The 14640-nt window shown below is 68.6% G+C and carries 13 protein-coding genes; 6 read left to right on the top strand and 7 right to left on the bottom strand.

What is annotated here, in order from left to right:
* Positions 1-90: 90 nt before the first annotated feature.
* Positions 91-981: an alpha/beta fold hydrolase gene (locus tag KO481_RS14965; RefSeq protein ID WP_215917698.1), complete on the bottom strand. Its 891-nt coding sequence runs from the start codon at positions 979-981 to the stop codon at positions 91-93.
* Between the two features lie 144 nt (positions 982-1125).
* Here KO481_RS14965 and KO481_RS14970 point away from each other — a divergent pair, with 144 nt between their 5' ends.
* A complete protein-coding gene (locus KO481_RS14970; RefSeq protein ID WP_215917699.1) occupies positions 1126-1608 on the top strand; it encodes a hypothetical protein in 483 nt (160 codons plus the stop codon).
* A 124-nt stretch (positions 1609-1732) separates the two neighbouring features.
* On the opposite strand, the gene KO481_RS14975 is transcribed toward KO481_RS14970, so the two are convergent.
* From KO481_RS14975 to KO481_RS14995, 5 genes are all read right to left on the bottom strand, one after another.
* Positions 1733-2956 (bottom strand): RtcB family protein, encoded by a 1224-nt coding sequence (locus tag KO481_RS14975; protein WP_215917700.1) that lies wholly within the window; start codon positions 2954-2956, stop codon positions 1733-1735.
* A gap of 103 nt (positions 2957-3059) precedes the next feature.
* A complete protein-coding gene (locus KO481_RS14980) occupies positions 3060-3401 on the bottom strand; it encodes a hypothetical protein (protein ID WP_215917701.1) in 342 nt (113 codons plus the stop codon).
* Entirely contained in the window at positions 3398-4339 is a 942-nt protein-coding gene (lipP1, locus tag KO481_RS14985; protein ID WP_215917702.1) for a LipP1 family hormone-sensitive lipase, read from the bottom strand. The genes KO481_RS14980 and lipP1 overlap by 4 nt, the downstream gene beginning before the upstream one ends.
* 10 nt (positions 4340-4349) lie before the next feature.
* A complete protein-coding gene (locus tag KO481_RS14990) occupies positions 4350-5108 on the bottom strand; it encodes a glucose 1-dehydrogenase (protein WP_215917703.1) in 759 nt (252 codons plus the stop codon).
* Positions 5109-5135: 27 nt separating this feature from the next.
* The gene (locus KO481_RS14995; protein ID WP_215917704.1) at positions 5136-6263 is read right to left on the bottom strand and encodes an LLM class flavin-dependent oxidoreductase; all 1128 of its coding nucleotides are present in this window, start codon (positions 6261-6263) and stop codon (positions 5136-5138) included.
* Between the two features lie 196 nt (positions 6264-6459).
* Between KO481_RS14995 and kstD the strand changes: the two genes are divergently transcribed.
* The 3 genes from kstD to KO481_RS15010 are packed head-to-tail and all read left to right on the top strand — an operon-like array spanning position 6460 to position 9730.
* A complete protein-coding gene (gene kstD, locus KO481_RS15000; protein WP_215917705.1) occupies positions 6460-8154 on the top strand; it encodes a 3-oxosteroid 1-dehydrogenase in 1695 nt (564 codons plus the stop codon).
* Positions 8155-8156: 2 nt separating this feature from the next.
* Complete coding sequence (locus KO481_RS15005) at positions 8157-8888, top strand: glucose 1-dehydrogenase (protein ID WP_215917706.1); 732 nt, start codon at positions 8157-8159, stop codon at positions 8886-8888.
* 20 nt (positions 8889-8908) lie between these two features.
* A complete protein-coding gene (locus KO481_RS15010; RefSeq protein ID WP_215917707.1) occupies positions 8909-9730 on the top strand; it encodes an SDR family NAD(P)-dependent oxidoreductase in 822 nt (273 codons plus the stop codon).
* A gap of 87 nt (positions 9731-9817) precedes the next feature.
* Here KO481_RS15010 and KO481_RS15015 read toward each other — a convergent pair whose 3' ends face one another.
* Complete coding sequence (locus tag KO481_RS15015) at positions 9818-11440, bottom strand: AMP-binding protein (RefSeq protein WP_215917708.1); 1623 nt, start codon at positions 11438-11440, stop codon at positions 9818-9820.
* 238 nt (positions 11441-11678) lie between these two features.
* Here KO481_RS15015 and KO481_RS15020 point away from each other — a divergent pair, with 238 nt between their 5' ends.
* Both KO481_RS15020 and KO481_RS15025 read left to right on the top strand, forming a co-directional pair.
* Complete coding sequence (locus KO481_RS15020; protein ID WP_215917709.1) at positions 11679-13826, top strand: pyruvate, phosphate dikinase; 2148 nt, start codon at positions 11679-11681, stop codon at positions 13824-13826.
* Positions 13816-14574 (top strand): tyrosine-protein phosphatase, encoded by a 759-nt coding sequence (locus tag KO481_RS15025; RefSeq protein WP_215917710.1) that lies wholly within the window; start codon positions 13816-13818, stop codon positions 14572-14574. Before KO481_RS15020 ends, KO481_RS15025 begins: the two co-directional genes overlap by 11 nt.
* The last annotated feature ends 66 nt before the right edge of the window (positions 14575-14640 follow it).

Raw genomic sequence — 14640 nt, forward strand, 5'->3', positions numbered from 1 at the left:
TCAGCTGGTCGGGTCAGCCGATCCGCCTGGCTCGCCGGGATCGACGCGCGCGAGGCTCGCACTTGTGCGGGGGGTGGCGCGCCGAGCTGATCAGGCGGTCTCCGCGGCCAGCGCGAGGAGATGCGCCCGCACCAGGGCAGGGCGTTCCTCCGGGATGAAATGTCCGCAGCCGGGGACGTATTCGACGGTGTAGTCGTCGGCCGCTGCGGTCTCGGCGGCGGCGAGGGAATGGTGGATCGCGCCGTCGTCGAGGCCGAACAGGGCGCGGATCGGCAGGGTGGGGCGGGGGTGCGCGGCGCCTCGCCCGGACAGCGCCTCGTGCAGCAGGAACGTGCGATAGGTGTCGGTTGCGGTGCGCGCGACGACCGGATCGCGAAAGCGGGCGGTGTAGGTGCGCACCACATCCGGGGTGAATTCGGTGTGGTCGGTGACGCCGAACCGGAATATCCGGTCGAGGTAGTTGGTGTGGCGGTGCAGCGGCATGCCGAACGTGGCCACCAGCGGTTGGTACAGCAGGAAGCGCCAGGCGTGGGGTGCGAGGGTCCGCGGGGTCTGCCACGGGTGGGCGATGTTCAGCGGCGCGAAACCGGCGAACCGTTCCGGCTCGCGCAGCACCATGCGGAATCCGATGAATCCGCCCCAATCGTGCCCGACCAGCAGCGCCGTGCGGGGATCGCAGGGAAGCAGCGAATCCAGCAGGGCCAGCAGGTCGCTGGCGACGTCGTCCTTGGCCCAGCGATGCGGGGGTGGTCCGGACCAGCCGTATCCGGGCAGGTCCGGTGCGATGAGGCGCATCCCCTCGGGCGGATCGGCGAGCAGGTGGCGGTAGGCGTAGTGGTGCTGTGGCCAGCCGTGCAGCAGCAGGACCGGCCGGCCGTCGGCGGGGCCCGCCTCGGTCACGTGGAACCGCACGCCACGCGCGGTGACGTGACTGCGGCGCACCCCGGGTATGGTCGGCGGTCCGGAGATCGAATCGGGCATGTCACGGATGCTATCTACTCCGGCCCTGGCGAGTCGCCTCCCGGCGATTTCCGTGTCAGCGCCGATAAATCCGGCGGCGGGCGGGACAATGGTTGCCGCAGCGGCGATGATTCTCGGGCACCGCGGAAGCAGGGAGGACGGGCGATGCCGAAGAAGTTCGAATCACCCCCGGGCTGGGCTCCGCCCGGCGCACAGTTCCAGAGCCGGCGCAGAACCGGCGGCAACCTGCTCGGCGTGCTGATCGGGCTCGTGCTCACCCCGGTCGGAATCGCCTTCGCGGCCAAGGGCGGCGCGGACATCCGCTACTGGGTGATCGTCGGCGCGGTGACCGATCGGTGGACCGCCGCCGGGGAGATCCTCGTCGGATCGGTGCTGCTTATGCTCGTGGCGGCGCTGGCCGCCTTCTCCCCGGTGGGGACCGTGGTGGGAAGCCTCGTGTGGGGCATCTTCCCTGGGGTCCTGCACATTCTGTTCCCGGACGACACCTTCCGGCTGATCGGTGATCTGCCGCTCGTCAATTCCGTCTGGCAGGTGGCACTGCATTCGTGGGTCACCAACGGATTCGCGCTGATCTCCGGATTCATGCTGCTGGGAGCGGGATTCGCGGGCTTCGTCCGCCGCCGCTGACGGACCCTGAAATCGCCGCAACCCCGCGGCGGGCGCACACCCGGCCGGTTCGGACCGGGCATGCACCGATCGACGTGTCGCGAAAAGGCTTGCGCGGAACGCGATCGGCGCACGCCCGGGTCGGTCAGCCCTTGACGCAGAGCACCTGCCGCAGCGTCGCCACGACGTCGACCAGATCCTGCTGCGCGGCGATCACCTGATCGATGTCCTTGTAGGCCGAGGGGATCTCATCGAGCACCCCGGCATCCTTGCGGGACTCCACACCTTCGGTCTGCGCGACCAGGTCGGCCACCGTGAACTGCCGCTTGGCGGCATTGCGGCTCATCCGGCGACCCGCACCGTGCGAGGCCGAATTGAACGACAAGGGGTTTCCCTTACCGCGCACCACATACGAGCGGGTACCCATCGATCCCGGGATCAGCGCCAGATCGCCCCACCCCGCCCGCACCGCGCCCTTACGGGTCACCAGCATCGGCACCCCGTCGATGGTCTCCTCCGCCACATAGTTGTGATGGCAGGAGATCGGCTTGTCGAAATGCACCGGCAGCGTGGGGAATTCGTCGCGCACGGCCTGGCAGATCAGAGCGAGCATGACCGCGCGGTTACGCGCGGCGTACTCCTGCGCCCAGGTCAGATCGCGACGGTAGGCATCCATTTCGGGTGTGCCCGACAGGAATACCGCCAGATCGCGATCGGGCAGCTGCTGGTTGTGCGGCAGTGCCCGGGCCACGCTCATGTGCCGCTCGGCGAGTTCCTTACCGATATTCCGGCTTCCGGAGTGCAAAAGGATCCATACCTGATGGGAGGTATCGATGCACACTTCTCCGAAGTGGTTTCCTCCACCGAGGCTACCCATCTGCTTGTGTGCCTTGGACTCGCGTGCCTGCACCGCCGGATCCAGGTCCGCGAAGGCATCCCAGAACCGCTTCCAGCCCGCGCGCAGAGTAGTCCCGGCGCGGTGCTGGCCGAACGTCCGGGCCTCCAGCCGGGTGACGTCCACCGGATCGGAATGCGCCGCGAAGCCCATCGGAACCGCCGCCTCGATCCGCGAGCGCAGCGAACCGAGATCGTCGGGCAGATCCGAGGCCTTGAGTGAGGTCCGCACCGACTCCATGCCGCAGCCGATATCCACCCCGACCGCGGCCGGTGCGACCGCATCTCGCATGGCGATGACCGACCCGACCGTGGCCCCCTTGCCGAGGTGCACATCGGGCATCACGCGGACGCCGTGTACCCATTCCAGCTGCGCGATGTTTCGCAGCTGCTGCAGCGCGGCCGGCTCGACCTCGTGCTCGTGGGCCCACATGAGCGTCTGCGCGCGGGTACCGCGCAGCTCGACGGGAAACATTCTTCTCACCTCTCGTGTACTGGATTACCAGTTCACGGTAGGGGGCCGGAGGTTGGAATCGCATCCCAATTAATCCGGGCGACCTCGCGCCGGCGCGATGATGTCAGCCTGCGGGCTCGTATACCGAGATGTGCCAGGCGGATTCGCCCGGAAGCTGAACTGTCGCGCGGCGCTCGTGTGGTCCGCGGACGGGGTCACCCACTTGGAATCCCTTGGTGCGCAGGTCATTCAGCGTCACATCGAGGTCGTCGACCTTGACCGCCAGGAACGGGCTCGACTCGTCGCGATCGGTCCCGGCGAGCATGATGCGGACCCCGCCCGAGTCGAATTGGGCAAAGCGGTCGCCGTCGACGACGGTGGGAGCGCCGATCAGCGCGGTGAGCAGTTCGACTGCGGCGGTCAGGTTTTCGGCCGGATACGCCGGGCTGATTCGCTGTACTGTCATTTCGGCTCCAGTGCCTTGCGCAGTGCCGCGAATGCCGCGGCATCGGCCCGCCGGGCATCCGGCAGGAAGTCGGACATGGTCATGAATCCGTGGAACATCCCGTCGTACCGATGTATTTCGGCCTTGACGCCGGCCGCGGTCAGCGCGCGCCCGTACGCCTCGCCCTCGTCACGCAGCGGATCGTATTCGCCGGTCACGATGTAGGCGGGAGGCAGGCCGGTGAGATCCGCATGGGCCGGGGCCGCGTGCGGATCGGCGGGGTCCGCGTCGCCCAGGTACTGCTCCCAGTACCAGCGCAGATGATCGTCGGTGACGAAGTAGCCCTGCGCGTTCTCGCGGTACGAGTCGCTGGATCGGGTGGGATCGAGGAACGGATACAGCAGCAGCTGCAGCGCCAGTGCGGGCCCGTTGTGGTCCCGGTTCAGCAGCGCGCACACCGTGGCCAGGTTGCCGCCCGCGCTGTCCCCGGCCACCGCCAGCCGGGCCGGATCGCCGCCGAATTCGGAGGCGTGGGCGGCGATCCAGGTCAGCACGGCATACGCATCGTGCGCGGCCGCCGGGAAACGATGCTCGGGGGCGCGGCGATAGTCCACCGAAACAACCAGGGCCCCTGTGGTGTTGGCCATCTCCCGGCAGAACTGATCGTGGCTGTCCAGGTTGCAGATCACGAATCCGCCTCCGTGACAGAACATCACGACCGGAAGCGGCCCCACGGCATCGAGCGGGGTGTATATGCGCACCGGAACACCGGCAGCGTGATCCGGCCCCGGAACCACTCGATTCTCCACGACGGCAACGGGTATCGGCTCGATCGGCGCCGGTGGACGGGCCGCGAGCAGGCGGCGCGCCTCGGCGGCGTCGAGTACCTTCGTGCCCAGGGCCGGGAACGCGGCCGCGGCCGCGTCCACTACCGCCCGGGTATGCGGTGTCATCGACATCGGCGCGCCCCTATGCCCCGAGGTCGGGCACGATGAACTTCCCGGCCGCCAGACCGCCGTCGATCGCCACCTCCGCGCCGGAGATGTACGCCGAGGCATCCGAGGCCAGGAACGCCACCAGCTCGGCGACCTCCACGGGCAGACCGGTGCGCTGCAGCGGCAGCGTCGGGAAGCTGCCCGGCCCGGTCGTCAGCGTCGGGACCATCGGGGTCGCGATCGGCCCCGGATGCACCGAGTTGACGCGAATGCCCTGCGGCCCCAGCTCGAGCGCCGCGGTCTTGGTCAAGCCGCGCAGGCCCCACTTGGACGCGCCGTAGGCGCTGTGGCGCAGCAGTCCCTCGAGGCCCGCCTGCGAGGAGATATTGACGATCGAGCCGCCCCCGGCCCGCGCCATGGGCTCGACCACGGCCCGGATGCCGCGGAACGCGCCGACGAGGTTCACTCGCAGAATCCGGTCGAACTCCTCGGGCGCGGTATCCACGAGCGGCTTCGCGGTGTAGATGGCCGCGTTGTTCACCAGCACGTCCAGCTTGCCGAATTCGGCGACCGCCACCGCGATCGCGGCGTTCCAGTCGTTGTCGTCGGTGATGTCGTGCCGCACGAAACGTGCCGCGTCGCCGAGGGATTCGGCCAGCGCCTTGCCTTCGGTCTCCAGCACGTCGCTGATCACGACCTTGGCGCCACGGGAAACGAACAGCTCCGCCTCGGCGGCGCCCTGGCCGCGGGCGGCGCCGGTGATGAGGGCGACTTTGCCCGCGAGATCAACCATGATGAGCTCCTTGACGATTCGGGCGGGCTACTTGTTGCGGAAGTGCGGGATCACCTTCTCGCCCCAGTGCCGGATGGTTTCCAGGCACGCCTCCTGCGGCACGGTGCCCATCTGGATCAGGCACAGGATCTCGTCGGCGCCCGCCTCCTGCAGCCGCTCCACGTAGGCGATGGCGTCCTCGGGGCTGCCGTAGGCGTGCTCGGCGTTGAAGACCGACGTCGAACCGGTCTTCACCGGGATCTTCGCCTCGTGCAGGTAGGCCACGTGCTCGTCGGCGGCCTCGCGGATGCGGGCGACCTCGTCCACGGTCGGGTCGACGGCCTCGTCGGGGACGGGCCCGGCGCCGTAGTAGTGCTTGATCGACTGGGCGAAGAAGCGCTGACCGCGCGCGCCGATCTGCTGGGCCTTCTCCCGGTCGTCCAGCACGATGGTCGGGCACAGCGCCGCGAAGTGGTCGTTGGTCACGGTCGAGACGAACCGCTCCCCGGTGCGGGCGGCGATCGCCTCGTCATAGGTGCGGCGCAGCTCGGCGATCTCCTCCGCGCCCGCGAAACCCAGTACCAGCGCGCCGATTCCGTAGTCGGCGGCGAGCTTGAGGGTGTCCTTCTTGGTGCACGCCATGAACAGCGGGGGATGCGGGCGCTGCACGGGACGCGGCAGCAGCGAATGCGGGTCGATGTCCAAAAGCTCACCGTGGTACTCGAATTCGCCCTCCGGATCCTGCCAGGCCTGGCCGATCATCCGCAGCGACTCCTCGACCTCCTGATAGGTGCGGTCGGGATCCACACCGCACATGGAGGTTTCGACGGGCGTCGCGCCGCGGCCGGCGCCGAGGTTCAAGCGGCCGTTCGAGAGCACGTCCAGCATGGCGGCGCGTTCGGCCGCGCGCACCGGGTGGTTGAAGTTGAACGGCATGCACACCACGCCGTGGCCGATGCGGATCCGCTCGGTCTTGGCGGCGACCCAGGTCAGGAAGATCTCCGGGGCGCTCATGTGCGCATACCACTTCAGGCCGTGGTGTTCCACGGCCCAGACCGTGTCGAAGCCCATCTCGTCGGCCAGCACCGCCTGCTCGACGCAGTCGCGCAGCACCTGGGCCTCGTGTTCGGCGGTCGGGTTGGTCATCTGGGCCTCGAAGATCATCGAGAACTTCATCCGGGTCTCCTGGGTTGTTTCGTATCGTCGGTGCGAGTCGGTCGGCGGCGCCTGGGGGCAGCGAGTGCCGGCGGCGTTATGCCTAATCGAAATACTCCTAGCCGAATTGCAGGAGGTCAGTCACAAGTCCCGGTGGCCGGGACCGCCCGATGTCCCAGGTGTGTGGTCGGTCATAGCGTCGAGCCCAGGAGGATGGATGACACAGGAATTCGAGTTCGACGTGGTGGTGGTGGGCTCCGGCGCCGCCGGGATGACGGCGGCGCTGACCGCCGCCTATCGCGGGCTGTCGGTCACGCTCATCGAGAAGAGCCGCAGTTTCGGCGGGTCCACCGCGCGCTCGGGCGGCGCACTGTGGATTCCGAACAACCCGGTGTTGCAGCGCGCCGGCGTGCCCGACAGTCCGGAGCTGGCGCGCACGTATCTGAAAGCGGTTGTGGGCGATCGAGTTCCGGAGGTCAAGCAGCGTGCCTTCCTGGACAACGGCCCCGAGATGATGCGCTATATCGGTGCGCGCAGCAAGTACTGGGAGTTCTTCTACGACCGCGGGTATTCCGACTATCACCCGGAATTCCCCGGTGGCCTGGCGCAGGGCCGCAGCATCGAGCCGGTCGTTCTCGACGGTCGATTGCTCGGCGGTGATCTGCACAAGATCAACCAGCCGACCATGTCGGGCCCGAAGGGAATCGCCTTCACGGCCAAGGATTTCCACGATCTGAACATGATCGCCCGCACGTGGACCGGTAAGCGGACCGCGATGCGGGTGGGCGCCCAGGCGGTGGCCAACAAGCTGCGCGGCGGCCTGCCGCTGTCGCTGGGCAAGGCCCTGGCCGCTCGGCTGTGGCTCTCGTTGCGCGATGCGGCGGTCCCGGTCTGGCTCGAGACCCCGCTGCTCGAGCTGCTCACCGAGGGTGACGCCGTGACCGGCGTGCGCGCGGAGCATCAGGGCGCGCCGGTGGTCATCAAGGCCCGGCGCGGGGTGATCCTGGCCGCCGGCGGATTCGAGCACAACCTGGAGATGCGCAAGCAGTACATGTCCGGGCCGCAGTCCACGGACTGGACCGTGGGCGCCACCGAGAACCTCGGCGAGGGCATCGTCGCGGGCCAGAAGGCGGGCGCCGCAGTGGATCTCATGGACGATGCGTGGTGGGGCCCGTCGGTCCGCAATCCCGAGGGGCCGCCGTTCTTCTGCCTGGCCGAGCGCGCCCAGCCCGGCGGGCTCATGGTCAATCAGGCCGGCGAGCGGTTCGTGAACGAATCCGCGCCGTATGTGAATGTGGTGCACCGGATGTACGAGCAGCACAGCTCCGGTGCGGGCCACATCCCGGCGTACTTCATCATGGATCAGCAGTTCCGCGATCGGTATCTGTTCCTGGGAACCTTTCCCCGGCAGGGGATCCCGCAGAAGTATCTGGATGCAGGCATCATCAAGCGCGCCGAGACGCTCGACGGGCTGGCGGATCAGATCGGCGTCCCGGCCGCGACGCTCGCGGCGACGGTGGAGCGGTTCAACGGATTCGCCCGCAAGGGGCGCGACGAGGACTTCGGGCGCGGCGACTCGTCCTACGACCGCTACTACGGCGACCCGACGGTACAGCCCAATCCCTGTCTGGCCCCGCTCGAACACGGCCCGTTCTACGCGGTCGAGATGGTGCCCGGAGATCTGGGCACCAAGGGCGGCCTGGTCACCGACGAGCAGGCCCGGGTGCTCGACGACGGTGGCCGCCCGATCGCGGGACTCTTTGCGGCGGGCAACAATTCGGCCTCGGTGATGGGCAATGAATACGCCGGCGCCGGCGCCACGATCGGCCCCGCCATGGTCTTCGGCTACATCGCCGCCACCCATATCGCCGCGAACGCGGAATCGACCACAACCGTGGGAAGTGAGGAATGACGATGGGCAGGGTTCAGGGTAGAACGGTCATCGTGACCGGTGGCGCGCGCGGCATGGGCGCGGCCTTCGCTCGCCGTCTGGTCGCCGAGGGCGCCTCGGTGCTGATCACCGACGTGCTTGCCGACGAGGGCAAAGCGGTTGCGGCGGAACTGGGTTCGGCCGCGGAGTTCATGGCGCACGATGTCACCGACGAAGCCGCCTGGCAGGCGGTGGTGGCGCGCGCCGAGGAGGCGTTCGGACCGGTGTCGGGGCTGGTGAACAACGCGGGGATCGTCCACGTGGACCCGATCGAGAACCTGGCCGAGGCCGACTACCGCAAGGTGATCGACGTCAATCAGGTCGGGGTATTCCTCGGCATGAAATCGGTTGTGCCCTCGATGCGCCGCGCCGGCAGCGGCTCGATCGTGAACATCTCCTCGATCGGCGGCATCATCTCGTTCTCGAATATCCTGGGCTACGTGGCCTCGAAGTGGGCCGTGCGCGGCATGACCAAGGCCGCCGCACAGGAGTTCGGCCCCTTGGGAATTCGGGTCAACTCGGTGCACCCAGGCGTCGTGATCACCGAGATGACCGCGGATTCACAGCGCTCGAATTCGATGTTCCAGGATCAGCCGATCTCGCGCGCGGGCACGCCCGAGGAGCTGGCGAATCTGGTGCTGTTCCTGATTTCCGACGAGTCCGGCTACAGCACCGGCTCCGAATTCGTCGCCGACGGCGGCTACACCACCCAATAAGTTAGACAAGGACATTCGCGGTGAAGAATTTTACTGGCAAGACCGCCGTGATCACCGGCGCCGGGGCCGGAATCGGCCGGGCGCTGGCGCTGGAGCTGGCGCGGCAAGGTGCGCGGCTGGCGCTGTCCGGGCACAATCTGGACAACGTGGCCGAGACCGCCGCGCTGTGCGAGAAGGAGGGCGCCACCGCGCGTGCCTATCGGCTCGACGTGACCGACCGCGATGCCGTCTACGCCCATGCCGAGGAGGTACTCGAGGATTTCGGCACGATCAACATCGTGGTGAACAACGCGGGTGTTTCGCTGATCGCCAGCGTGGAGGAGGTCAGCTGGGAGGACTTCGAGTGGATCGTGAACATCAACTTCTGGGGCGTGGCCTACGGCACGAAAGCCTTTCTGCCGCATGTGATCGCCTCGGGTGACGGCGCGATCGTCAATGTCTCGAGCATGTTCGGCCTGGCCGCCTGCCCCACCCAGGGCTCGTACAACGCGACGAAGTTCGCCGTGCGCGGATTCACCGACGCGCTGCGCCAGGAGATCAAGATCGCCGGGCACAATGTGGTCGTCAACTGCGTGCATCCCGGCATGATCAAGACCGGGATCGCGTGGAAGGCGCACGTCGGTGGCAACCACAGCCGCGACGCCCTGGCCGCGAACTTCGACAAGCTGGCCAAGACGAGTCCCGAGAAGGCGGCGCACGCCATCCTCGACGGCATCCGCAAGGATAAGGCGAAGGTCCTGATCGGCAACGACGCGCGGATGATCGACTGGCTGCCGCGCCTGTTCGGGTCCGGCTATCAGAAGATCATCACCGCGCAGATGAAGAACGAGGTCAACAAGTAGGGGAGTAGTTCCCGGTGTGCCTGTGGATGATGCGTGCGGCCGATCGGTCGCACGCATCATCGGTATCTGCGGGAAACCTGGTGGTGTTCAGCCGGATTGATCCGGCGCCGGATATTCCGCCCGCAGGTCGGTCTTGCGCACCTTGCCCGCGACATTGCGCGGAAGGGTATCGACGAAGTAGATGTGACGAGGGATCTTATAGCCCGCCATACGGTTTCGCGCCCAGGCGAGAATCGCCTCGGCGTCCGCGCCGGGCCCGGCCGGGACGATGAACGCCGCGCCCGCCTCGCCGAGCCGGGCATCGGGTACGCCGATCACCGCCACATCCTCGATTCCGGGATGCTCCAGGAGAATTCGCTCGATCTCGGCCGGATAGGCGTTGAAGCCGCCGACGATGAACATGTCCTTGAGCCGGTCTGTGACGTGCAGGTAGCCGCATTCGTCCAGGTAGCCCACGTCGCCGGTGTGCAGGAGGCCCTCGGGATCGATGGCTGCGGCGGTGGCGGCCGGATCGTCCAGATAGCCGTGCATGACATTCGGTCCCCGGACGGCGATCTCGCCGTTCTCTCCCATGGGTGCGGGATTACCGGCCGAATCCAGGATGCGAATCTCGCTGCCGGGCAGGGTTTGCCCGACGGTGGTGGCGATCAGCTCGGCGGGCGCATCGGGCGGGCAGATGGACACCACGCCGATCGACTCCGTGAGCCCGTAGGCGGTGAACACGTGCGCGATGCCCAGCCGGTCGCGGATCCGCTCGACGAGCGCGACCGGGATCCTCGCGCCGCCGGTCCCGGCGAGGCGTACCGTCGGCAGCGCCCGATCGGCCCGGATGAGGTCGCCGAAAAGTGTTGGGGGACCGGTCAGCACGGTGATTCGATGCCGCTCGATCTGCTCGGCGACCAGGCGGGCGTCGAATCGCTCGACCGGCACCATGCACGCTGCCCGCAGCAGGCAGGCGATGATCCCGGCCTTGTAGCCGAACGTGTGCGAGAACGGATTCACCAGCAGGTACCGGTCGGCGTGCCGCAGCGTGACCGCGGTGGCCCAGTGTTCGAACACCGCGAGGGTCTGCCCCTGGGTGGCCAGGACCCCCTTGGGGGCGCCGGTCGTTCCGGAGGTGAACAGGATGTCACCTATATCGTCGGGTGTGACGGCGGCGCAGCGGAGTTCGGCCTCGGCCTCGGTGATCCGGTGGCCGGATTCGAGGAAGCCCGGCCAGGAGGCGATCGGCACGACGTTCTCGTCCGGATGCGTCGTGCCGGTGTCGGCCAGCAGCACGATCGTTTCGAGATCCGGTAGGGCGCTGCCGGATTCGGAGAGCAGGCGCGGATAGTCCGTGTCCAGGAAGCCGCGCACGGTGAAAAGCACGCGGGATCGGCTGCGCGCCAGGATGTCCGCGGCCTCCGGACCGCGCAGGCGGGTACCGACCGGCACCAGTGTGGCCCCGGCACTCAGTAGTCCGAGCGCGGTGACGATCCAGCGCGTGCTGTTCGGCGCCCAGATCGCGGCCCGATCGCCGGCGCGCAGCCCGGCAGCCATCGCGGCTCGGGTCACCGCGCGCGCCGCGGCGTGGAGTTCGGCGTACGTCAGCGTGTCGTCGGGCCCGGCGATGGCCGCCGACGTCCCGTGCTCGCGGGCCCGCCGCGCCAGCACGGCCGGTATCGTCGCGTGCCCGTCGCCAACGCTCGATGCTGGTTCGGGCCGATTCATGCCCGCCATCGTGCCCCATGGAACCCGCATTTTCGGCCGAACGACGCGGTGAGTCCCGGTCACCGGGCGGATCCGGCCCCTGCCGGAGACATCCTGCTCAGCGGGATCATGGCTACTGGCTACGGGCCGCCGCGCGGCACGCTCGTGAGAGGACCCGTCCGTGCCCGAGGCCGGGAAACCGCCCACCGGTGCGGACAACGGTGGTCCCGAGATGAATTCACGACCTACGAGGAGTGCTATGACCGCGGGTGCGGAGCTGGATCGACGACCCGACGTCTCGGCGGAGGACACCGTCGTCGGACTCGACGGCGGCTGCACCCTGTCGCGGGAGCGGATCGGTGGCAAGGCCTGGAGCGTCAACCACATGCGGTCGCTGGGATTGCCGGTGCCGCCCGCGTTCGTGCTGACCACCGAGGCGTGGGCGGATTTCACCGCGCGCGGCGACATCGCGGACGAAATCTGGCGCGCGGTTCGCGACGGCATTGCCGCCCTCGAGCGCGGAACCGGGCGCGGGTTCGGTGCCGGCCACCGGCCGCTGCTGGTGTCGGTGCGTTCGGGCGCCGCGGTGAGCATGCCCGGGATGATGGACACCGTGCTGAATCTGGGCATCAATCCCGAGGTCGAGCAGGCGCTGGCCGCCGAGACCCGAAATCCGGCGTATGCCAGGGACACTCATGACCGGTTCGTGGCACAGTACCGCGAGACCGTGCTCGGCGATGCGGCCGGTGAGGTGCCGCCGGATCCGTGGCAGCAGCTTCGCGGGGCGATCACCGCGGTGTTCCGGTCGTGGGATTCCGCGCGGGCCAAGACCTATCGGCGCACGCGCGGTGTGCCCGACACGCTCGGCACGGCGGTGACCGTGCAGGCCATGGTGTTCGGCAATCTGGACGACGATTCGGGCACCGGGGTGCTGTTCAGCCGCAACCCGAATACCGGTGACGGCCCGGCCTTCGGCGAATGGCTCGTCGGCGGGCAGGGCGAGGATGTCGTCTCGGGCCGTACCACGCCGCGGCCGCTGGACGAGCTGGCCGCCGCCCAACCGGCGGTGCACCGGCAGCTGATTGCCGCGGCCGAACTCCTCGAACGCGACGGCCGCGATATCCAGGACATCGAATTCACCGTGGAATCCGGCGCGCTCTGGCTGCTGCAGTCGCGCGTGGCGAAGCGTTCGGCGCGCGCGGCCGTCCGCGCCGCGGTGGCCATGGTGCAGGAGGGACTGATCGATACGGCGACGGGCCTGGGCCGTGTGACCACCGATCAGGTGCGGGCGGTGCTGCGCCCGACCTCGGGAGACGACACCGGGCACGAGGCCCTGGCTCACGGCGAATCGGCCTGTCCGGGACTGGTTTCGGGCGTCGTGGTCACCGATCCGGCCGAGGCCGAGCGGCGTGCCGAGGCTGGCGCCGACGTGATTCTGGTGCGCCGCACCACCAGTCCCGACGATCTCCACGGCATGATCGCCGCGCGGGCCGTGGTCACCGAACTGGGCGGCGCGACATCGCATGCGGCGCTGGTGAGCCGCGAGCTCGGGCGGCCGTGCGTGGTCGGGTGCGGCGACGGCGTCGTCGCGGCGCTGGCCGGGCGGACGGTGACGGTCGACGGCGGAGCCGGGGTGGTGTGGGACGGCGAGGTGGTCGGCACGGCCGTCGACGCGGGGACCGTCGAGGATATCGGCACGCTGGCCGGGTGGGCCGGTGTCGCGCCGGACCTGTTGGCCGATCGGCTCGCCGACACGGAAACGAAAGCCGCTGCGGCGGAGCCGAAGACGGAGCAGATCTCCGAGCTGGCGCTGCTGCGCCTGATCGGGGTGAAGGGGCGCGTGCGCGCCGAGGCGGCCGCGGCCAGCCTGGGCGGCGCCCAGGACGAGCTGACCGCCCGCCTCGAGGATCTTGCCGGTCGCGCGCTCTGTGTAGCGACTCCCGCCGGAGTCCGGCTCACCCCCGAGGGTCGCACCGAGCTGGAAAATCTGCTGGCGCAGGAACGTTCGGCCCTGGACCCGGTCGCGCTCGAGGCGGCGTACGACGACTTCTGTGCATTCAACGCGGAACTGAAGACGATCGTGACGCAGTGGCAGATGCGGGACCCGGCCACGGTGAACGATCACAGTGACGCCGAATACGATGCGGGCGTGCTGCTTCGGCTCACCGACCTGCACGAGCGGGTGCGCCCGCTGGGGTCGTGGCTGGGTGCGATCACGCCCCGACTGGCGCGATACCTGACCCGGCTGGATCTGGCCGTGCAGCGCATCGGCGAGGGCGACCACGCCTGGGTGGCGCGCCCGATCATGGACAGCTATCACACGGTGTGGTTCGAACTACACGAGGATCTGATCGGACTGTGTGGGCTGACCCGGTCCGAGGAGGCGGAGGCCGGGCGTGCCCAGTAAAGCCACGAGGTGGGTCGATTTCGCCGAGATCGACAACGTGCGGGACCTGGGCGGACTGCCCGTAACCGGCGGCGGCAGTACGCGTTTCGGTGTCGCCTATCGATCCAGCACCCTGCAGCATGCCACCGAATCCGATCGCCGGCTGCTGCTGGGGCAGGCGGGCGTGCGGACGGTGATCGATCTGCGGCTGCCCGACGAGGTCGAGCGTGAGGGTTACGGGTCGATGACCGGCGCTCCGGTGCAGGTGGTGAATCTGCCGATCCGCAAGTCCGCCCAATCATCTTTGGCTGCAAGGGATCTGGTTCCGGACAAATCCCGGGTGGATCTCGTGCAGCTGTACGGTCAGCTGCTGGCCGGTAGTCCCGCCGAAATCCTCGCCGCGGTGCGCGTGATCGCCGACCCTGCTCGGCGCGCGGTCGTATTCCATTGCGCCGCGGGCAAGGATCGCACGGGTGTGCTCGCGGCGGTTCTGCTCGACGCGGTCGGCGTGCCGGCCGAGGCCATTGCCGCGGACTATGCGCTGACCAACGAGCGAATCCAGCGGGTGCGCGACCGGCTGGACGCGCTGCCCTCGTATCAGGGCCTGCCCGCGGCGAATACGGGAATCCTCGCCGTCGAGGACAAGGTGATGCTGCGCTTCCTGGAGAACCTGCACGCCGATCACGGCGGGGCCGCGGCGTGGCTACTGGCGCAGGGACTCTCCGAGAGCGAGCTCGATGCGCTGCGGGAGGCGCTGATCGTCGAGTAACGCGGCGAATGTCCACGGGCTCAGCGTGTCGGGGTGTGCGCGAGGGCCCGAGACGGCACCGTAGGC

It is taken from the genome of Nocardia albiluteola (assembly GCF_018860155.1).
Taxonomy (GTDB): Bacteria; Actinomycetota; Actinomycetes; order Mycobacteriales; family Mycobacteriaceae; genus Nocardia; species Nocardia albiluteola.